Origin of the sequence: Microcystis sp. (genome assembly GCF_048564745.1) — a bacterium.
Classification (GTDB): Bacteria; Cyanobacteriota; Cyanobacteriia; order Cyanobacteriales; family Microcystaceae; genus Microcystis; species Microcystis ichthyoblabe_A.
In genome coordinates this window covers 26,699-48,011 of record NZ_JBLZRT010000013.1, presented here as the reverse complement: position 1 = coordinate 48,011, position 21,313 = coordinate 26,699, and the positions used below count along the sequence as shown (strand labels likewise).

The window sequence follows — 21,313 nt, the reverse complement described above, 5'->3', positions numbered from 1 at the left end:
GAAGCCCTAGATGCCAAGGGAACCCGCGATTATTACCAAAATAAGACGAGAGCTTAAGGTCGTCGGTCGTCGGTCGTCAGGAAATAGGGTGATAGGGTTTTGGGGTGATAGGGTGATGAGACAGCTTCCCCACTTCCCCACACCCTGTCCCCAGGAAAAACTTTTTGCCGCAAACCCTAAATATGGTCGAGCATGATGCCAGTTCAATTATCGTTGCCGTTGTATCATCAACTTTCTCAACCAGAGGTGATTGAATACTTGACCAGCGATGGGTCAGCGGGCTTATCAGCAGAAGAAGTGGCCAGTCGCTACGAAAAATATGGCCCGAATGAACTGCGATTTAAGCCGGGGAAACCAGCTTGGTTGAGATTTTTGGGGCAATTTCATCAGCCACTACTCTATATTCTCCTGCTTGCGGGTACTATTAAGGCATTTTTAGGGTCTTGGACGAATGCCTCGGTGATTTGGGGAGTTACCCTGATCAATGCCATTATTGGCTATGTGCAGGAAGCTAAGGCGGAAGGTGCGATCGCTTCCTTGGCCAAAGCCGTAACCACAGAAGCGACGGTGTTGCGAGAGGGACAAACTCTCCGGATTCCATCTCGGGATTTGGTGCCGGGAGATATCGTTTTATTGGTATCGGGGGATAAAGTACCGGCGGACTTGAGGCTGCTGAAAGTCCGCAATTTGCAGGTGGATGAGTCTGCCCTGACTGGGGAATCCTTGCCCGGGTCAAAAGCGATCGAACCCTTACCCGGGGATACGCCCCTAGCAGAAAGGACAAACATGGCCTACGCAGGGAGTTTCGTTACCTTTGGACAGGGCAAAGGGATTGTTGTCTCTACGGCCAATGCCACCGAAGTGGGGCAGATTTCCCAGTCGATGGAAAGCCGAGTCAGCCTTAGCACACCCCTGACCCGTAAATTTGCCCAATTTAGCCGCACCCTACTCTACGCAATTTTGACCCTAGCAACCTTGACCTTTGCCATCGGGTTAGGACGGGGGAAATCTTGGATCGATATGTTTGAAGCTGCCGTTGCCCTCGCAGTGAGTGCGATTCCAGAAGGGCTGCCGGCAGTGGTAACGATTACCTTGGCCATTGGGGTCAACCGCATGGCCCGTCGTCATGCGATTATTCGTAAACTGCCCGCAGTGGAAGCATTGGGGAGTGCGACCGTCATTTGTTCCGACAAAACCGGAACCCTGACCGAAAATCAAATGACTGTACAGTCCATTTATACTGAAGGGCAATATTACGCCGTTAGTGGTGGTGGCTATAGTCCCAAGGGCGAAATTAGTCTGATCACCGATGGCAACCCTGGCAGCCCCTTTGCAGATGAATTGCCCCCGGCCCTAGGGGATTGTCTGGTAGCTGGTTTGCTTTGTAATGACTCCGGGCTAAAACAAACGGGAGAAGATTGGTCAGTGGTGGGGGATCCTACGGAAGGGGCGCTGATTGCGGCCGCCGCCAAAGCAGGTCTCAGTCAATTGGGGCTATTGTCTTTAACCCCACGATTAGATGCAATTCCCTTTGAATCTGAGTACCAATACATGGCAACCCTGCATGATGGGATACCTCGCCTGATCTATGTCAAGGGATCGGTTGAGTCCCTGATGCGTCGTTGTTCCCAGATGATCGATCGCTATGGTCAGATGACCGCGCTGAACGCCCAACAGATCGAGCAAGCGGTAGAAACGATGGCAGGGCAGGGTTTACGGGTGCTTGCCTTTGCCAAAAAAGCAGCAGCGACCCATCAGCATTCTATCGACCATGAGGATATCGAAACAGGCTTGGTGTTTCTGGGATTACAGGGCATGATTGACCCGCCTCGTCCAGAGGCGATCGCTGCCGTTCATGCCTGTCAAACTGCCGGGATTCGGGTCAAGATGATTACTGGTGATCATCTTGTCACGGCACGGGCGATCGCGGAACGGATGGGCATTAAAACGGCAGCACAAGTCTTAGCATTTGAGGGAAAAGAATTAGCGCAAATGGATAATCATCAACTGGCCCAAGCGGTGGTCGATGGATCGGTATTTGCCAGGGTTGCCCCTACCCAAAAACTGCAACTGGTGGAAGTACTCCAGTCTCAAGGGGAAATCGTGGCGATGACCGGCGATGGTGTCAATGATGCGCCGGCTCTCAAGCAGGCCGATATCGGCATTGCCATGGGGAAAGGGGGAACGGAAGTCGCCAGGGAATCGGCTGATATGCTCCTCACTGATGATAACTTTGCCTCGATCAAGGCCGCTGTCGAAGAAGGACGCACCGTTTATCAAAATTTACGCAAAGCGATATCTTTTCTCTTGCCTGTCAATGGTGGCGAATCGATGACCATTCTGATCAGTACTTTACTAGCGCGAGATTTACCCATCCTCTCCCTACAAGTACTCTGGTTGAACATGATCAACTCGGTCACGATGACTGTTCCCCTGGCCTTTGAAGCAAAATCCCCCGGCATTATGCAGTCACCACCACGCAATCCCAATGAACCTTTGATCACCAAAAAACTATTGCGCCGAATTTTGGCTGTTTCATTGTTTAACTGGATTCTGATTTTTGGTATGTTTGAGTGGGCTAAATCGACCACAGGAGATATTGCCGTTGCCCGCACAATGGCAATTCAATCCCTTGTGGCAGCACGGGTTATCTATCTGCTCAGTATCAGCCAATTAGGGATGAGCCTAGTTAACTACCTGCGTGGTCAGTCAACCTCGATTACTAATGCACCAATCCTAATTTTGGGGATTGTGGCTGCTGTTGCCCTACAAATTTTATTTAGTCAATGGGGGGTGATGAACAGTCTGTTTGCAACGGCGACCCTAAGCGGTCATCAATGGCTAATCTGTTTATTGCCGATGCCGCTCATGGTACTTTGGGCAATTTTTACCAATGTTATCGATCCTCCTCATTGTCATGGGAAATAACTAGGGTTTGCGGCAAAAAGTTTGTTGGTGGGGTTAGGAGTCAGGAGCCGGTCGTCGGTCGTTTCAGGCTTTGTTGCCCTCTCTTTTTGTACCAGTTTATGTACTAAAAGAAGGATAATGCAAGGTTTTTGAGAGTCCCAATCCGATTTTCTGGCACTAATACCATTTCTCTAAATGAAAACTACACATCGAATTTAAGTCACCCTTTTTAAGGGGGATTTAGGGGGATTAAACTTCTGTAGTCAGACTTTGGAGAATTGGTATAACATCGGATTTTAACAGGTCAAAAACCTCATTTTAAAAGGGTTTTACCATTATTCAGCAAACCCTAAATATTCTCAAGTTTTTGTAATCAATCAATAATTTTTACTTATCTTTAGCCAACATTGGGTTAGGAGACAGTATTCTCCGAGTCGGGAGTCAGGAGTCAGGAGTCGGGAGTCAGCTTTATTCTCCCCACACCCTACACCCCACACCCCACACCCCACACCCCACACCCGTTCGGACCTCGGCGTGAGCTCGGTCGAACGCTGAGCTCACGGCCGAAGCCCACACCCCACTTCCCCACTTCCCCACTTCCCCACTTCCCACTGTGCAGGGGGATTATTTTCTAGAGAATAAAACGTAAAAACAGGGAATAATAAACAGAGTTAACAGAGTTGCTAAAGACAAACCCGAAAAAACGACAATTCCTAAAGGTTGCAGGAATTCTCCCCCCTCTCCTAATCCTAAAGCGAGGGGAAATAAACCTAAAACCGTGGTCACGGTAGTCATTAAAATCGGTCGTAAACGTTGGGGAGCGGCCTTTAAAATAGCTTGTAGTCGAGTAAAACCGAATTCTTGCCGCAATTGATTCGCCAATTCCACCATAATAATCGCATTATTAACCACAATCCCCACCAATAAAACCACCCCGACGATGACAATGGCATTAATCGGGGTTTTGGTCAAATATAGTCCAAAAATTCCCCCCGCTAGGGCCAAAGGAACGGTTAACATAATCACCAAAGGGTCTATAAGCGAGTTATACTGCACGGCCATGACCACAAAGACTAAAAATACCGATAAACCCGCTAATAAACCCAAAGAACCCTGAATTTCTTGATTAGACGTGGCAGCAGCACTGGGTAAAATGCTGACACCATCGGGTAAGGGAGTAGCGTTTAAAACCGATTGTACCCCCGCGAGTGCGTCACTTAATTTCGCTCCCTCGACCAAACTGCCGATAATAATAAAAACTTGACGCTGATTGATTCTCTGGATGACCCCGGGGGTTTTTCCCGCTTCAATCCGGGCTATATCTGCTAATTTTAAGTCTTCTTGCCTATTGACAAAAATAGGTATTTGTGATATGTCACTAATTTTTTGGCGCGAGTTGGGGTCCAATTGTACCCGGATATCGATTAATCTTTCTCCCCGTTGCAGTTGGGTGGGGATTGATCCTTGAATAGCGGTCCGTAGGGTTTGTCCCACTTCCAGGGTACTCAATCCCAAACTATTTAAGCGGGTCCAATCGGGTTTAATCTGGATTTCCGGTTGTCTGGGGTCAGCATCGGCACGAAAACGCGCACTAGGGACTTTTTCATCGAGAATACCGAGGATTTCTTCACCAGCTTGCTCTAAAGTTTTCCCATCGCGTCCCTGTAACATCACATCCACATCGGCACCAACGGAGGGAGAGTTATTCAGAATAATACCGCGCACTTGACCGGGGGTGAGACGCAAACGCACGTTAACGAGGTTTAATTGCTCTAGTGCTTTGCTCATGCGTTCGATATATGCTTCTGTATTAGTGCCTTTTTTGAGACTAATCGTACTAGAAGCACGCAAAATATTTTCATTGGTAGTTGTGCCAAAAAGAGAACCGCCACTGGTAGTAAAAACGTACTTAGTCTCTGGTTGTGATGATAAAATCTTTTCTACTTCCCGCATCACCTGACGGTTAGTATTTAAATTGGTACCGGGGGGAAATTGAGCAAAAACGTTCACCTGTCCGGTTTGAATACGACTAAAGACTTCCTGGGGGATATATTGCCAGAGATAGAAACTACTTCCCCCTAAAATTAAAAAGGCCAGCAGGATAACAGGTATTCTGTAGTGGATGATTTTAGCTAAAAAACGACCGTAGAGGATGGTTAAACCTTCTAGACGTTGACTAAAGACTTTTAATAGCCAAAATCGCTGAATACCACTAGAAACCCGCATATTTAACAAACGACTGGCCAACATGGGAACAACGGTTAACGCACACAGCAGAGAAGCAGCCACAGCAAAACTGATAGTGAGGATAATCTCGTTAAACAGCAGGGAAATAAAACCACCCAATAATAAAAATGGCAGGATAGAGACGAGATTAGTCGCAGTGGAGGCCACTAAAGCAGATTCTACCTCTTGGCTGCTATTACGCGCAATTTCTAAAAAATCTCGCTTATTTTGGTTTTGATTAACTTTGAGGGCAATATTTTCCAGCATGACGATGGAATTATCCACCACGATACCCACCCCTAGGGCCAATCCTCCCAAACTAAACACATTTATCGATAACCCGAATAACTTCATACAGATAATTGCGACGAGGGTAGAAAGAGGAATCGCTAGGGTAATGATAAAAGTCTGTCGCAGGGAACCGAGAAAGACGAATACAGTCAATCCTGCTAGAATTGTCCCCGCTAGTCCCGAAGAAACCACGTTATTGACCGCGTTTTGGATAAATACAGACTCATCGGTAGTGGTGACGACTTGCATTCCCCCGGTCATTAACCCGGATTTTTTTAATTCTGTAATGCGTTTTTTGACCCCTTCTACCACAGCAATCGTGTTCGCATTCGGTTGTTTTTGGACGCTAACCCTGACGGCATTTTTTCCATTTAGGGTGACAAAAATTCTTTGTTCTTCTGTCCCATCGATAACTCTGGCCACATCCCGCAGATAGACTTTTTCTTCGGGATTATTACTATCGGTCAGTGCTAAATCTTGGATATCTGCTACGTTTTTAAATTTCCCCATCGCGCGGGTTAAAGGTTCCCCGGTTTCTCCCTCTAGTCGGCCCCCAGAGATGTCCTGATTACGTCTTTTTAGGGTGTCTAAAACCTGATTTAATCCCACCCCTAAAGATTGTAATCGCTGCAGGTCAATATTAACTTGAATTTCTTCTCTAACTCCCCCAATCACGTCCACTACTGCCACTCCTCCCACAAATCCTAATTCTCTCCCTAATTCTTCATCAGCAAATAATCTTAAATCTTTTAGGGGTAGGGTATCAGAAACGAGAGCGAATTCATAGACGGGTAAACGAGAGGGTTCAAATTTGTTTAAGCGCGGTTCCTCAATAATATCGGGTAAATTTTGTCGGACACGATTAAAACTTTCGGTAGCTTCATTTAAAGCAACATTTAAATCTCCCCCCGGTTGAAAAAATAAATCTACTCGCATCCTCCCCTCGCGAGTTTCTGAATAAACTTGCACTACTCCCTCGGTGGCACTCATTCCTTCTTCTAGGGGTTTAGTTACTTCTTCGAGAATAACTTCCGGGGAAACTCCCGGGACATTCATCCTTAAACTAATGCGAGGATAAGTAATAGAAGGAAGCAAATCTACTTGTAAACGATTTAGAAAAAAAAGACCGATGATGATAACTGCTATAGTTAACGTCAATACTCCTATGTGACGACGAATTGATAGACCGCTTAGGGAGATGTTTTCTAACATGATTACCTATGGGGGAGAGTAAACAGTGAAAAGTAAACAGTGAAAAGTAAACAGTAAACAGTGACCAATCACTGATAACTGATTAATTGTGCATAACTCGACCGAAACTCCATAATTTTTGATAATAATGACGACTGACGCTATCCCTATCATCGGTGAGTAGATTGATAGCGATACCATTATTACCTGTTTCTTTACCTGAACTGTGGATATATTGATTATTCCCTAGATATAAAGCCACATGATTAACTCTTTTATCACCAAAGAAAATTAAATCTCCTGGGAGTAATTCCTCTCGGTTTATTTTTTGACAAAAAGCCTCCTGTTGATAGGAATCCCTCGGCAACCAAATGCCAAAGCTGGCAAAAGCGGCCTGGATTAATCCTGAACAATCGTAATTAGGTGCAAGGGTTCCACCCCAGAGATAATGATTGGTACGGTTCCTTGCTTCCTGAGTAAAAGTGATAATATCAGGAATATGTTTTTCTATGTCTGAACGAGTTACAGGAATTTTTTGATAAGCTGTGGTGGCCACCGCAATTGCATCTAAATCTTCTCCGCATAACCAAGCTAAATAATTATCTTCCCTTAGCTGAATTTGTAGCCCTTTTTCGGTAATTTCTAGGGAAATAAATTTTAATTTTCTTCCCTGTTGTGCTTGGGTAGCTAACTCTTGACAACTGGGAGAATTGTAGAGATTTAAGTCTCTTATACAGAGATATTCCTGGGTGGATGATGGGGGAAGGGAGATGATTTTCATAAAAAATAGATCAGAATTATATTGACAGAAACAAATGCCCAACTAGCCAAAAGCTAAGGGATAAAATTGAGGATTTAATGATAAAATAAATAAGGAGAGTAACCTTAGTTCTGTCATCTTCAAGTTTCCACCTCTCTTAATTCTTGGCCACAGAGATAATCTATAACCGAACCGAATCCCTCAAAAATTATTAAACCTCTTGCCTAATTAACTTTTCAGGGTTCAAAAACGGCAAAAATAAGGATTAAATGGCATAAAATCTGTGAATAGAGCATTTAATTGACTATTAAGTAGGTAGGTGTTAAAAATTGTCAGATACCCCCCTTATCAAGGGGAGATTAAGGGGGGATCGAAGGCAAAATTTATCTTCTATCTTAACTCTCCTGACTACTGGCTACTGGCTACTGATCCCTAACCCTAACAACAATTTTTAATTTTTACAACAGGTCTAGGATAGCCAGTTCCTTAACAATATGTTACAATAGCCGGCGAGAGGGGGGTGGCCAATATCTGGAACTTTTGGGCTAGAGATAGATTCTAGGTATCAGCAGTCACCTCCTAGAGTAAGCTTTTAATCAGATGTTGAGGTTAGTCCATGGCCAATGTTTCCGGGCGGTTTGAAAAGCAAGAATACAGCCAAAACTCAGAAAATACCGTCGCAGTGGTCAGTTCAGTCATGTCCGGTTTTAAAAAAGCATCTCCCCTGCAAAAGGGCTTATTTTGGGGAATGACCCTCAGTTTTACCGCCCTAGTTTCCGCTACTCTCGGGGCTGCCGTCGCTTTAATTAGTCCCTTACCCGCACCAATTGGGGCTATCTTCCAAAAAACGACTTTTCCCACCCAAACAGACATCCTTGAGGCTCAAGCTTGGAATAGCTTAATCAATCAGCAGCTTTCTCGTCCTGTTAATATTTTAGTTATGGGCATCGATCGAGTTTTAGATGCCAAAAACGGCGACGATGTATTTAAAGGTCGCAGCGATACCATGCTCCTAGTGCGCTTCGATCCTAGCGATAAAACCGTGAGAATGCTGTCTATCCCTCGCGATAGCCGCGTCAGAATCCCCGGCCACGGTTTCACTAAAATCAACGATGCCAACGTTCACGGCGGACCAACTCTAGCGGCGGAAGTGGTCAGTAATACTTTAGGGGATGTCACCGTTGATCGCTATGTGCGGGTGACTACCGATGCCTTTAAGGAATTAGTCGATTTAGTCGGGGGTGTAGAGGTTTATGTACCCGAACGAATGTATCATAAAGATGTCACCCAAAAATTAGAAATTGATTTACAAGAGGGTTGGCAAAATCTCAACGGCGACCAAGCCGAACAATTTGCCCGTTTTCGTAACCCGCAATACGGCGATATTGGTCGCGTACAAAGACAACAAATTTTATTAAAAGCACTCCAACAAAAGATTTTTAGTCCGACAATTCTCCCCAGTCTCCCGAAAGCAGTACAGGTTTTACAACAATATATCGATACGAATTTAAGCGTCGAGGAAATGCTGGCTATCGCTAATTTTGGCCGGGAAATTAAACAGGATGACTTGAGAATGATCCTACTCCCCGGCCGCTTTAATAGCCTCGAAGAATACGATGGTCGCAGTTATTGGATTTTGAACCGTCGCGAAATTAGAACCATTGTGGCTAATAATTTTACCGATAACTACGCGGGGGGAGAAACCTCCGTTTATAGTCTGCGGATTGCCATTCAAAATGCCACCCATACCAAAGGTTTAGCCCGTCGTACTCGTAATTATCTGGCCAAACGGGGCTACACAAATGTTTATATTAGCGATGACTCCTCCCAAAAGCTAGAAACCACGGCAATTATTGCTCAAAAAGGTGATATTCAGTCCGCTAACCTCTTGAAAAATCAATTGGGAATCGGTAAAGTAGAATCATCCTCCACTGGTGCTTTAGACTCAGACCTAACTATTCGGGTGGGTGATGATGTGGCCCAGTTTCTCGACGCTCAACAGTAACAATGTTGAAAAATGTTTTCAGTCTGGTTTTAATTATTTTGCTGGCGATTCTTTGGCTACTTTTCGCGGCCCGTCCGGTGGCTTTAGCCCAAGATAAAACGATTAACTATAGTTTTGCCCAGCTGCAAGATCGGGATTTTTCCCATCAGGATTTGCGCGGAGGAGTTTTCGCAGCTGCCGCGATGCGGGGAGTTAACCTAGAAGGTGCCGATTTATCCTATAGCATTCTCACCGAGGCTGTCCTCTTAAAAGCTAACTTAAAAGGGGCCGATTTAACCGCCTCTTTGGTAGATAGAGTTACCCTCGATTTTGCCGATTTAACTAATACTATTTTTACCGATGCGATCGCTACTCGCAGCCGTTTTTATGACACAATTATTACCGGGGCCGATTTCACTAACGCGATAATTGATAACTATCAGGTTAAGTTAATGTGTGAACGGGCCGATGGCATTAATCCCGTCACAGGAGTGGCCACCAGAGATAGTTTAGGCTGTAATTAGTAATTCCGGGCAGATTCTAGCTGACTGCTCAAAAATAGCCTACCCCCTACACTCCGGCTATCTCGATCGAGACAGCAGGGATGTAGAATAAAAATACTGAGCGAGGCTAGAGAAAGGAGAGGGACTCTTGATAATCGTCATCGATAACTATGATAGTTTTACCTACAATTTAGTCCAGTATTTGGGAGAATTAGCCTCCGAGTTCCCGATCGCTGTGCCGATCGAGGTCTATCGTAATGATAAAATCGATCTGCCCATGATCGAACAAATGCGGCCGGATGGGATTGTCATTTCCCCCGGTCCTGGTCGTCCAGTCGATGCGGGCATATCTCTGGAATTAATCGCCAAATTTGGCCCCTATTTGCCAATTTTGGGGGTCTGTCTCGGTCATCAAAGTATCGGTCAGGTATTCGGAGGGGATGTGGTCCGGGCCCCGGTCTTGATGCACGGCAAAACTTCCCCAATCTATCACAACAGTGAAGGGGTATTTCAAGGGTTAGAAAATCCTTTTACTGCCACCCGTTACCATAGTTTAGTGATCGATCGCTCCACCATGCCGGATAATTTAGAGATCACGGCCTGGGTGGAAGATGGCACGGTCATGGGAGTCCGTCATCGGGATTACCCCCACATTCAAGGAGTACAATTCCATCCCGAAAGTATTTTAACCACTGCTGGCAAGGAACTTTTAAGAAACTTTCTCCGATCCCTCTAGTGTTTACTAATCCCCAACCCCTGAAATTAACCCTAACTTGATTAATTCTGCATCTACATTTATGAAAAGGCGAGATTTTATCTTATCGGCGGGGGCAAGTTTCTTAACCGTGGCAGTAAGCTCAGTTTTAGCGGAAACTAAACCGAAACCCACTAACCCCACTTCCCCCCAAAAACCCGATAATTCCCTCTTAGTTCAATGGTTGGGTCATAGTTGCTTTTTATTCACTGGAGGAGGGCAAAGAGTCCTCGTTAATCCCTTCCGGGCGATCGGTTGTACGGCGGGTTTTCCTTTGCCAAAAGTAGAAGCAGATATCGTTTTAATTAGTAGTCAACTCTGGGATGAAGGGGCCGCCGAGGGTTTACCAGGTAATCCGAAAATTTTGTTTGAGCCGGGGGCCTATGATCTGGGTAAATTAAAATTCCAGGGCATTAGTATCGCCCATGATCGCATGGGTGGGCAACGTTTCGGCATGAATGTGGCCTGGCGTTGGACCCAGGCGGGGATTAGTATTGTCCATTTAGGAGGGGCAGCAGCCCCAATCGAATTAGAACAAAGAATTCTGCTAGGTTCCCCGGATTTAGCTTTTATTCCCGTGGGAGGGGGTCCAAAAAATTATAATCCCCAAGAAGCAAAACAGGCGATCGAAGTTTTACAACCGCGAATTGCTGTCCCGACGCAATACTTCACCAGTGCCGCCGATAAAAATGCCTGTGAATTGGTCTCTGTAGATGAGTTTCTCAAGTTGGTCAAGGATAAAAATATCCGTTTGATCGAGGACAATAAATTACGGATTCGTGCCGCCGATTTACCCAAAAAAGGGACTCTCATTCGCGTGTTTGACTACCGCAATCTGTTACAGAAATCCTAATTTTTAGGAGCCAATGACCTAGGACTGCTGTAGATCATCTCCTAGTTCTCTAAAAATTGCTTTAACAATTTTATTAAAAATGTTTTTGCTGAAAGAATCTCGCTCTTTTTTTAGACAGGGATGGACAATTGCGGTTTTACTAATTGCCCTGCTTGTTTCCCTGCCGATTTTATCGGTGGCCAGTAGTTTATTAACTAATTCCAGTCAAGTCTGGCAACATCTGATCGAAACTGTTCTCTGGGATTATCTAGTTAATTCTTTTTGGTTAATGTGCGGGGTGGGCAGCGGCGTTTTAATCATCGGTGTAGGGACCGCTTGGTTAACAACGATGTGTCAATTTCCCGGTCGTCAACAATTTCAATGGTTATTATTACTACCCCTTGCCGCTCCTGCCTATCTCTTGGCCTATACTTATACCAATATGATGGACTATTTTGGTCCGGTGCAGACGTTCTTAAGAAGTGTTTTCGCTTGGAATAGTGTCGAAGATTATTGGTTTCCTAATATCCGTTCTCTTTGGGGGGGGATTCTAATGTTAATACTGGTGCTTTATCCCTACGTTTATCTGTTAGCAAGGGTCGGTTTTTTAGAACAATCTGTCTGCACAGTGGAGGCAAGTCGCTCCTTGGGATGTAACCCTTGGCGTAGTTTTTTTACTGTCGCTTTACCCCTAACAAGACCGGCAATTATGGCGGGATTAGCCCTAGCTTTAATGGAAACTCTGAACGATTTTGGTACGGTGCAGTATTTCGGCATTAATGCTTTTACCACGGGGATTTATAATACTTGGTTCGGTATGGGCGATCGCATAGCAGCGGGGCAGTTATCCACAGTTTTAATGGTATTTATCCTCGTTTTAGTTTTCCTTGAACAATCCTCCCGTCGTCAAGCTCGTTACTATGAAATGACCAATCGTTTCCAGTCACCGACTAAGTACAAACTGGGATTTATTCGGAGTTTTTTGGCAATGTTCTCCTGTTTTGTGCCGGTATTTCTGGGGTTTATTGCCCCTGCTTTTTATCTAGCTTATCTAGCCTTTAACCATGCCCAAGAAACTTTTAATAATGACTTTTTTAGTCTATCGGGAAACAGTTTTTTTCTGGCTAGTTTAAGCGCAATTATTGCGGTAGTTTTAGCTTTAATTCTCGCCTACGGGGAAAGACTTAATCCGAATAAAACTCTTAAAGGTTCTGTGCGGATTGCGGCGGCTGGTTATGCTATCCCCGGCATTGTTATCGCAGTGGGGGTTTTAATTCCTCTAGGTAAATTAGATAACTTTTTCAACCAAGTATTAAATATCAATTTAATTCTGAGCGGCACAATTTTCTGTCTAATTTTTGCCTATATTGTCCGGTTTTTAGCCGTAGCTTTTTCCACATTAGAATCGAGTTTAAGTAAAATTAAACCTAGTTTAGATGATGCTTCCCGCAGCCTTGGCTATGGCACTGGTGCCACTTTAATTAAAGTGCATATTCCTCTTTTGTCGGGGGGATTATTGACGGCGGCTATGTTAGTTTTTGTCGATGTGATGAAGGAATTACCGGCTACTTTGGTGTTAAGACCTTTTAATTTTGATACCCTAGCGGTGCGCGTTTATCAATACGCCAGTGATGAACGTTTGGTGGAAGCGGCGGCACCGGCCCTGGCCATTGTCCTAGTGGGATTAATTCCGGTAATTTTTTTAAGTTGGCAAATTTCCCGACGGGCGATCGATTAAAGTGGTGGGCGAGCGCCTGGCCGCTTAGTTCTATTTAGGGTCTGCTGAAAAAGTTTGTTGGTGGGGTTAGGAGTCAGGAGTCAGGAGCCGGTCGTTAGGAGCCGGTCGTCAGGAGTTAGGAGGCAGGAGTCAGGAGACAGGAGACAGTTTCATTTATTCTCCCCACACCCCACACCCCACACCCTGCCGCGAGGAAAAACTTTTTCGGTAAATCCTAGTTCTATAGTCTAGTACAAAATAATGTTACAGTTCTTGACAAGACTACTAGAGAGGGGGGGTGTCAGTGATAGGATTCCCTAAAACCCCTTTTCTTTATTTTTGTAGAGAGAACAAAATCCTATGACAGAACTTTCTGGAAAAGCTCCTAAGTTCGGTGGCAGCACGGGCGGTTTACTCACCAAAGCCGATCTGGAAGAAAAATACGCCATCACTTGGACAAGCAGCAAAGAACAAGTCTTTGAAATGCCCACTGGTGGCGCCGCTATCATGAACGAAGGCGAAAATCTCCTCTATTTGGCCCGCAAAGAACACGCGCTCGCTCTTGGTACCCAATTCCGGACGAAATTCAAACCCAAAATCGAAGATTACAAAATCTATCGGATTTACCCCAGTGGTGAAGTGCAGTATCTCCACCCCGCTGATGGTGTCTTCCCCGAAAAAGTTAACGCTGGTCGTGAATTTTTCGGCAAAAAAGACCGCAATATCGGCAAAAACCCGGAACCGGCGACAATTAAGTTCTCTGGTGTCACTCCCTACGAAGCATAAATAAACCCTAAAATCGAGAGGGGGGAGTTAGATTTAGAAGCTATTTGGCCCTAGGATTTAACTTCTGACTCTCGATTTCTCTGATCGCAATCGGCTACAAGTGTTGTGCTATCCGTTTCCTGAACCATCAAAATATGATCTTCCCCGACTTCGATCGCTTTCGTCAACTCGCCGGCCAAGGTAACTTTATTCCTGTCTATCAAGAATGGATCGCTGACCTAGAAACGCCCGTTTCGGCCTGGTATAAAATTTGTGCCGATCAAGCCTACAATTTTTTATTAGAGTCGGTGGAAGGGGGCGAAACCTTGGGACGCTACAGCTTTTTAGGCGGCGATCCCGTCTGGGTATTGGAAGCGCGGGGAAACACCACCACCCAAACTTTTCGCGATGGTTCTCAAGAGATTTTTTCGGGGGATCCTTTCGAGATTTTAACCCGATGTTTAGCCCCGATCGTGCCGGTTAAATTGCCGCAATTACCCGCCGGAATAGGGGGTTTATTTGGTTTTTGGGGTTATGAATTAATTAATTGGATTGAACCGCGAGTGCCTATTTATCCCGCTACGGATGCCGATCTACCGGATGGTATTTGGATGCAGGTGGATAATCTAATTATTTTCGATCAAGTTAAACGGAAAATTTGGGCGATCGCCTATGCCGATATTCGGGGTAAAAATCCCGATTTAGCGGCTGCTTATCAAGCGGCCTGCGATCGAGTGACACAATTAGTTCTGAAGTTACGATTACCCCTACCAACTAATGCCAAAACCCTGGAATTATTACCAGTTGGTCACGGGAAAGAATTGGTCTATGAAAGCAATACAACTCAGGAAAAATTCTGTCAAAATGTCCTGAAAGCCAAGGATTACATCAAAGCGGGGGATATTTTTCAGGTGGTTATTTCCCAGCGTTTAAATGCCAATTATCAGGGTCATCCCTTCGATTTATATCGTTCCCTGCGTCTGATTAATCCTTCTCCCTACATGGCTTTTTATAACTTTAAGGATTGGCAGATTATTGGCTCTAGTCCTGAAGTGATGGTTAAGGCAGAACGGGACGAATTAGGTAAAATAAGAGCTACTGTCAGACCAATTGCTGGAACCCGTCGCCGGGGACAAAACTTCAGTGAAGATCAAGCTTTAGCAATAGATTTATTGCAAGATCCCAAAGAAATTGCCGAGCATATTATGTTAGTGGATTTGGGTAGAAATGATCTAGGCCGGGTGTGCGATCGAGGTACGGTCAAAGTGGACGAATTAATGATCATTGAACGTTATTCCCACGTTATGCACATTGTTAGTAATGTGGTGGGGGATTTAGCCACCAATAAAAGTGCTTGGGATTTATTAAAAGCTTGTTTTCCGGCGGGAACCGTCAGTGGGGCCCCGAAAATTCGCGCTATGGAAATTATTCATGAATTAGAACCCTGTCGTCGTGGTCCCTATTCAGGGGTTTATGGTTACTACGATTTCGAGGGACAGTTAAATAGTGCCATCACGATTCGCACTATGATTGTTCGTCCCCAAGGTAATCAAAATTATCTGGTTTCTGTGCAAGCGGGAGCGGGGTTAGTAGCCGATTCTGAGCCGGAGAAAGAGTATGAAGAAACCCTCAACAAAGCCAGGGGTTTATTGGAGGCAATTCGCTGTTTAAGTTAGATTTTTTAGCCCAGGATCCTCCTTCTCTATTTAACCTCATGAGGAGGAAAAATATTTAATCGGTAGCTCTAGGGGAAACTCTGGTACTGACAGAGTATTTAACTTTATCTTTATCGGTATCTCCAGTAGTCAGATTTACCTGAGCGTTGGCATTCAAAATCACTTGACCACCACCACCGCGAACACAGGTATAAAAATCGTCCACATTGCCAAGGGTGGGAATTCGGGTAAAACTTGCAGGACAATTGGGGTTATTAGCAGCCGCTGCTAACATATCGGTGACGGGGGAATGTTGCCAAGGGGAAGTAATATCGTAGTTGCCATCTTCGTCCAAGTTTGGACCATAGCGCCACAAGACTCGCGGACCGGTCAAGCTATTTTCAGGTCCTTTGGTATAGTAAACGATCTGCTCTGCGAGCGTACCATCGAGATTGTTGGGGTCGGGAATTTGGAAAGCTAGAACTGCTCGCGCTCCTGTGGGTACTTGATTACTCGTGATCGCAGCTTCAGAATCAGCGATAATTTTTGCCCGTCTCACTTCATCTGAAACAAACTCTAGAGTACGATTAAGATTATTTTGGATTTCAGTACCAGCATTAGCTCGATAGTCACTTCTGAGCAAGTTAATCACACCAATTCCCGCCACCGAGATGACAATCACCATCATCGCACTTGCCAGTAAAACTTCTGTTATCGTGAAACCCGCTTGTCGAACCGGTTGGTTCGACAAGCTCACCAACCGGGCGGATTTTTTTGGTAAACGGCCTAGGTGATTGATGTAGCCTAAATAAGAACGCATAGCTTTAACCCGTGCCAATTTTTCTGTTCTGTACTCCCCTAAATATTTGACATTTATTGCAGTCACGCAGATTTTATTAAACTATCGGTCAGTCAAGTCAAAAGGTGTTTTCGGAAACCACTGAAAATTTACTACTACCTACTGCCTTGACAATTCCCCTAGAAAACTCCTGAACGAGACTGTTTTAACTTAATCAACTTCACCACTAAATACACGATAGACCGAGAAAATCTTCTAGATAGTGATTTCGGTGTTGCCAGAAAGTTGATTTTTTTCACAGCGATTATGGGAGTAAGTGGTTTTACAGGAAATTTCGTACACTTGTATTAGTATAATTGTTGACCCTGAAGGAGATAAGAAGGCTCAAGGACTGGTTACAATCAAGAATGAGTAATTTTTCGATCGATGTCATCTAAATAATCATGCGTCTCTTACACACCATGCTCCGCGTCAATAACTTGCAGGAATCTCTACAATTTTACTGCGATGTGCTAGGAATGAAGTTATTACGCCAGAAAGACTATCCCAATGGTCAATTTACTCTCGCTTTCGTCGGTTATGGCGATGAGGCTAATCATGCTGTCATCGAACTGACTTATAATTGGGGAGTCGATCGCTACGAAGTCGGTAATGCTTATGGTCATATTGCCCTAGGCGTGGATGATATCTATAGCACCTGTGAGAAAATTAAAGCTCTTGGTGGCAATGTCACCAGGGAACCGGGCCCGATGAAACACGGTTCTACGGTGATTGCTTTCGTGGAAGATCCTAATGGCTACAAGATCGAGTTAATTCAACTAGGAACCCAGGGTGCTGCCGTGGCTACGGCTTAAATTTATTGTTGTCAAAAGCTTATGTCTGTTGAAATTGAACGGAAGTTTCTGGTTAAAGGGGATCACTGGCGATCGCTGGCTGCTGGCAAGTTGTATCGTCAGGGATATATTCCCACCCAAGATGGATTGACAACCGTGCGGGTTCGTGTGGTTGGAGATCGGGGTTATTTAACCATTAAAGGCAAGACTGAGGGCATTAGTCGTCAGGAATTCGAGTATGTAATTCCCCTAGAAGACGCGGCACTGATGTTAGAAAACCTCTGTAAAAAACCTTTAATTGAAAAGATTCGTCATCGCATTTCTTTGGATAATTTAACTTGGGAAGTTGATGAATTTTTGGGGGATAATCAAGGACTGATTATGGCTGAAATTGAGTTGGAACAAGAGGATCAAGTCATTACTATTCCCGATTGGATCGGCGAAGAAGTCACGGGAGATGCGCGATACTACAATAGCAATTTACAGAAATTTCCCTATAAAATGTGGTCATTGTAGTATGAATTTCCTCCCAGTTTAACTCTGGGTAGATACGGCTTTTTCTGCTTCGTTTAGCTTATTCGTTACCCGTCGGAGAACGCCATTAATAAAACGATAACCTTCATCATCAGAATAACGTTTGGCTAATTCGATCGCTTCATTAATTGCTACTTTTTGAGGTATATCGAGATAGAGCATTTCTGCCACGGCAATTTGCAGGATATCCCGATCGATTCTCGGTAAACGATGTAGTTGCCAATCCACTAAAGCACCGGTTAATTCCTGTTCGATTTCCGCACGACGACGATAGACTGTACCGATTAATTCTAGGGCATATTCCCGCACTTCGTACTGACTAGATAACTGGACAATTTCGGGAAAATCTATCACGGTTCCCAAACGATTAATGGCATTGTGGGTAAGAGAAATTGCCTCTTTTACCATGGTTTGGGCGCTTTTTATATTTGTTGCCTTAGTATCACTAGCGAGAATCCTTTCATTACCACGACTAATTTCAGCAGCGGCAGTTTCTAAGGTTTCTTGAATTTCGACGGTTAAGGTTCTAACTGCGACTAAAATTAAATCGTTTAAAGTTTGCTGTTCCAGGTTTTCAGGATTACCTTTAATCTGACTTAAACTCAAAAGGGCAAGTTCTCGAGCAATGCGGCGGGGTTGTTGACGGGGAGGCATAGAAGTTTAGAAGGAGAGGAAAGAAAATTATACAACTTTATCGATCGCTATTCGGTTGGGTTAATTTTTCTCGGCGATCAATTCTTGAATAACTTCTATTCTAGCATAAAAGCTTCAAAAATATGAATTTTTAACTTTTAATTAGACAAAAGACAATATCTATCTTGAATCTCCCCTAATTTAGTCTCAGCTTCTTGAGCATTAATAGCTAATTGGGCAAACTCTAGAAAGCGTTTTAATTCCTTGCGTAATAAATTCCTTTCTACTTCCCAGGTTTCTCGATCTAAGGTCGGTGGCATAACGATCATATCAAATAAAGTGGCCTGTTTTTTATCGGGATGGGGTCGCAATATTCGCCCGCGACGCTGAATAAATTGTCGAGGATTACCACTACTAGCCAGAATAACTGCGTTTTGAATTGATGGCAGATCTACTCCTTCATCTAAACATCTAATTGCCACTAATCCTTGCAGATAACCCTCCTCAAATTGTTGGCGAATTTTTTCTCGTTCTTCTAGAGAAGTTTCTGCGGTGTAGGTAGCAACTCGATAACCTAATTGATTGCCTAATAAATGAGTAACTGCCTCTACCTGACGACGATAATTAGCCGTATAATTTTCTACATAACCATCCCCACAATAAAATAAAGTATGATCCGTATCTAAACGCTCTTGCATCAGTTGTTGTAAAGCCTGTAATTTATTACTCGCTGAACCAATTAATCGCGATCTTTGCATTAGCAATGCTGTTAAATTTTCATTGCCATTTAAATTACTATTTTTCTGCAAAGTCCAGCCAATTTTCTGGGTTAATTTTGCGTATAATAAAGCCTCACCGTCGGTTAATTCAACCAAGACTGGATAATAAAAATAATTGACTAAAGCTCCTTTACTAATAGCATCAGCCAAGGTAAATTCTGGTTGTAGAATTTGCCCAAAATAATCAAGAATAGCGTCGGTTCCTTCCTCATCAAAATATCTTTCAGGAGTAGCAGATAAAGCCAATCTTAGACCTAAAGAACGGGGTAATAATTCTTCTAATCGGGGGGAACCTAAATTATGGGCTTCATCACCAACTATTAAAGTTTTATCGGGAAAAAATTTTATTTGTGATTGAAAACCCTCGCTAATAAAAGTTGAGTTAGTAGTTAAAATAGTGACAAATTTTTGATTACCCGCTTGCACATTATATAACTCTGTGGATAGTTGACTTTGCCATGTATGGACACTTTCGTAGGCTAAAATCGGTTTAAGATTAAATTTTTCCGCTTCTCGTTGCCATTGATTGACTAGGTGACGATAGGGGCAAATTACTAATAATACTTGCAATTCTATCGCTTGGTAAAGTTCCATGGCAATAGCTAAAGCAGTAATAGTTTTACCGCTGCCGGTGGCCATTTTTAAAGTTCCCCGTCCCCGATTACGAAACCAACTGATAATCGCTGTATTTTGGTAGTCTCTCAATTCCAAATCGGGAGGAATCCTAGGAATACCAGAGGGATTGACTCGATAGAATCCTCGCAATTCAGCAACTTGTCTGAGCTTGCGAGAACTCAAAAAATCCCTAGTTATTTTTTCCCAATCTATCCAGCAACTATTCATAGGACCTCTTGTAAAAATCAAAAATTGTTGTTAGGGTTAGGAGTCGGTCGTCAGGAGATTGTTTTTATTTATAGCGTTTCCTGTTTGCAAGAGGTTTATACTAAATCCTGTTTAAAAGGTATAGGATGGTGGGAAGTGGGAAGTGGGAGAAACAATCCATAGCTTGGCAGTTCATCACAATATTAAAAATAGTTTTTGTATAAGCTCAAAAATAGCAAAAAGCCAAAAACCTAAAAGCTAAAGGTTGCTCCCTATATAATTGGGATGGACTAAAAAGACCATCCCACAGCTGTCAAACCACTCTTAACTGTTATCCTAGAAACCTAGGCAAGGATTAGGATAATTTACATGGTCGCTACTTCTTCTTTTTGGAGAGTATTTTGCTGAAGTTTTTCTTGATCTTTGCGACGTTTTTTAGCATAGAGTTGGATTGTCACTGCCATTAATACCACTAAAGCTACAATTAACCAAGTGGTCAAATCGAGGGGTAATTGATTCTTAAATACTGCCAAAAGGACAATAACTACCAATAACAGGGTTGGTGCTTCATTTAAGGCCCGAAATTGCTGTCCCGTCCAATTACATTCTCCTTTTTCTAGCTTCTTCATGATGCGACCACAGTAGAAATGATAGAGGAGTAAAAGAGCCACAAAGGATAATTTAATATGTAACCATCCCGATTTTAAAATTTCCGGTTCTGTGGAGATTAAACCGATCGCCATGGCCACGGTGACAATCATCCCCGGTGTGGTGATGATATTGTAGAGTCGCTTCTCCATGATCTCGTATTGCGCTTTCAGAATAGCTTGTGCGGGTTCCGTTTGTGTTGCTGCCTCCGCATGATAGACAAACAAACGTACTAAATAAAATAGTCCCGCAAACCAAACAACTACCCCAATCAGGTGAAATGCTTTAAACCAATAGTAAGCCATAGTCTATATTGTGATGTGAGTCCCGAATTAATTAGTCTAAGAGTTATCCATGCTTTCCCAGACTATCCCTATACAAAAGTTTAGACGGAAAATAGGGGTTTCGGTTGGGGAGCAGGGAGAAGGGAGAGGGGTGTAGGGTGTAGGGTGTAGGGTGTGGGGTGTGGGGAGCTTTTTCAGTAAACAATAAACTAAAAACTCACATCTGATAACTGATAACTGATAACTGATAACTGATAACTGTCTCCTAACCCAATGTTGGACAAAGATAAGCAAAAATTATTTATTGACTCCACAAACTTGAGAATATTTAAATTAACATTCCGCAATATTTACAAATTCTTAAAAATTAATTGAGAAAGATTTTTATTTAACAAC

General features: G+C 43.7%; 16 protein-coding genes. 10 read left to right on the top strand and 6 right to left on the bottom strand.

Annotated features, from left to right (window positions below):
- Positions 1-195 precede the first annotated feature (195 nt).
- Positions 196-2,928 carry a cation-transporting P-type ATPase gene (locus ACOCD9_RS02375; protein ID WP_419546277.1) on the top strand — a complete coding sequence of 911 codons (2,733 nt, stop codon included), beginning with the start codon at positions 196-198 and terminating at the stop codon, positions 2,926-2,928.
- Between the two features lie 603 nt (positions 2,929-3,531).
- On the opposite strand, the gene ACOCD9_RS02370 is transcribed toward ACOCD9_RS02375, so the two are convergent.
- Both ACOCD9_RS02370 and ACOCD9_RS02365 read right to left on the bottom strand, forming a co-directional pair.
- Positions 3,532-6,636 (bottom strand): efflux RND transporter permease subunit, encoded by a 3,105-nt coding sequence (locus tag ACOCD9_RS02370; protein WP_419546275.1) that lies wholly within the window; start codon positions 6,634-6,636, stop codon positions 3,532-3,534.
- Positions 6,637-6,718: 82 nt separating this feature from the next.
- The gene (locus tag ACOCD9_RS02365) at positions 6,719-7,396 is read right to left on the bottom strand and encodes an NlpC/P60 family protein (protein ID WP_419546274.1); all 678 of its coding nucleotides are present in this window, start codon (positions 7,394-7,396) and stop codon (positions 6,719-6,721) included.
- A gap of 595 nt (positions 7,397-7,991) precedes the next feature.
- Here ACOCD9_RS02365 and ACOCD9_RS02360 point away from each other — a divergent pair.
- The 7 genes from ACOCD9_RS02360 to trpE all read left to right on the top strand — a co-directional run bounded on the left by ACOCD9_RS02360 (position 7,992) and on the right by trpE (position 15,606).
- Positions 7,992-9,380 (top strand): LCP family protein, encoded by a 1,389-nt coding sequence (locus ACOCD9_RS02360; RefSeq protein WP_419546273.1) that lies wholly within the window; start codon positions 7,992-7,994, stop codon positions 9,378-9,380.
- Between the two features lie 2 nt (positions 9,381-9,382).
- Entirely contained in the window at positions 9,383-9,883 is a 501-nt protein-coding gene (locus ACOCD9_RS02355) for a pentapeptide repeat-containing protein (RefSeq protein ID WP_419546272.1), read from the top strand.
- A gap of 127 nt (positions 9,884-10,010) precedes the next feature.
- Entirely contained in the window at positions 10,011-10,598 is a 588-nt protein-coding gene (locus ACOCD9_RS02350) for an anthranilate synthase component II (protein ID WP_419546271.1), read from the top strand.
- A 61-nt stretch (positions 10,599-10,659) separates the two neighbouring features.
- Entirely contained in the window at positions 10,660-11,469 is an 810-nt protein-coding gene (locus tag ACOCD9_RS02345) for an MBL fold metallo-hydrolase (RefSeq protein ID WP_419546270.1), read from the top strand.
- A gap of 79 nt (positions 11,470-11,548) precedes the next feature.
- Positions 11,549-13,186, top strand: a complete 1,638-nt coding sequence (locus tag ACOCD9_RS02340) for an ABC transporter permease (protein ID WP_419546269.1) — start codon at positions 11,549-11,551, stop codon at positions 13,184-13,186.
- 339 nt (positions 13,187-13,525) lie between these two features.
- Positions 13,526-13,951: a photosystem I reaction center subunit II PsaD gene (locus ACOCD9_RS02335; protein WP_108935671.1), complete on the top strand. Its 426-nt coding sequence runs from the start codon at positions 13,526-13,528 to the stop codon at positions 13,949-13,951.
- Between the two features lie 134 nt (positions 13,952-14,085).
- Entirely contained in the window at positions 14,086-15,606 is a 1,521-nt protein-coding gene (gene trpE, locus ACOCD9_RS02330) for an anthranilate synthase component I (protein WP_419546268.1), read from the top strand.
- Between the two features lie 55 nt (positions 15,607-15,661).
- On the opposite strand, the gene ACOCD9_RS02325 is transcribed toward trpE, so the two are convergent.
- A complete protein-coding gene (locus tag ACOCD9_RS02325; RefSeq protein ID WP_419546276.1) occupies positions 15,662-16,405 on the bottom strand; it encodes a PulJ/GspJ family protein in 744 nt (247 codons plus the stop codon).
- Positions 16,406-16,827: 422 nt separating this feature from the next.
- On the opposite strand from ACOCD9_RS02325, the gene gloA reads away from it, so the two are divergent.
- Together gloA and ACOCD9_RS02315 are read left to right on the top strand one after the other, a co-directional pair.
- Positions 16,828-17,238 carry a lactoylglutathione lyase gene (gene gloA, locus ACOCD9_RS02320; RefSeq protein ID WP_002758448.1) on the top strand — a complete coding sequence of 137 codons (411 nt, stop codon included), beginning with the start codon at positions 16,828-16,830 and terminating at the stop codon, positions 17,236-17,238.
- Between the two features lie 21 nt (positions 17,239-17,259).
- Complete coding sequence (locus tag ACOCD9_RS02315) at positions 17,260-17,733, top strand: CYTH domain-containing protein (RefSeq protein WP_287703619.1); 474 nt, start codon at positions 17,260-17,262, stop codon at positions 17,731-17,733.
- Positions 17,734-17,751: 18 nt separating this feature from the next.
- Here ACOCD9_RS02315 and nusB read toward each other — a convergent pair whose 3' ends face one another.
- The 3 genes from nusB to hemJ all read right to left on the bottom strand — a co-directional run bounded on the left by nusB (position 17,752) and on the right by hemJ (position 20,938).
- Complete coding sequence (nusB, locus tag ACOCD9_RS02310; protein WP_046660952.1) at positions 17,752-18,405, bottom strand: transcription antitermination factor NusB; 654 nt, start codon at positions 18,403-18,405, stop codon at positions 17,752-17,754.
- Positions 18,406-18,542: 137 nt separating this feature from the next.
- Complete coding sequence (locus ACOCD9_RS02305; RefSeq protein WP_419546267.1) at positions 18,543-20,006, bottom strand: DNA phosphorothioation system restriction enzyme; 1,464 nt, start codon at positions 20,004-20,006, stop codon at positions 18,543-18,545.
- Positions 20,007-20,350: 344 nt separating this feature from the next.
- Positions 20,351-20,938, bottom strand: coding sequence for a protoporphyrinogen oxidase HemJ (gene hemJ, locus ACOCD9_RS02300; RefSeq protein WP_046660950.1), 588 nt, complete (start codon positions 20,936-20,938; stop codon positions 20,351-20,353).
- Positions 20,939-21,313: the final 375 nt, after the last annotated feature.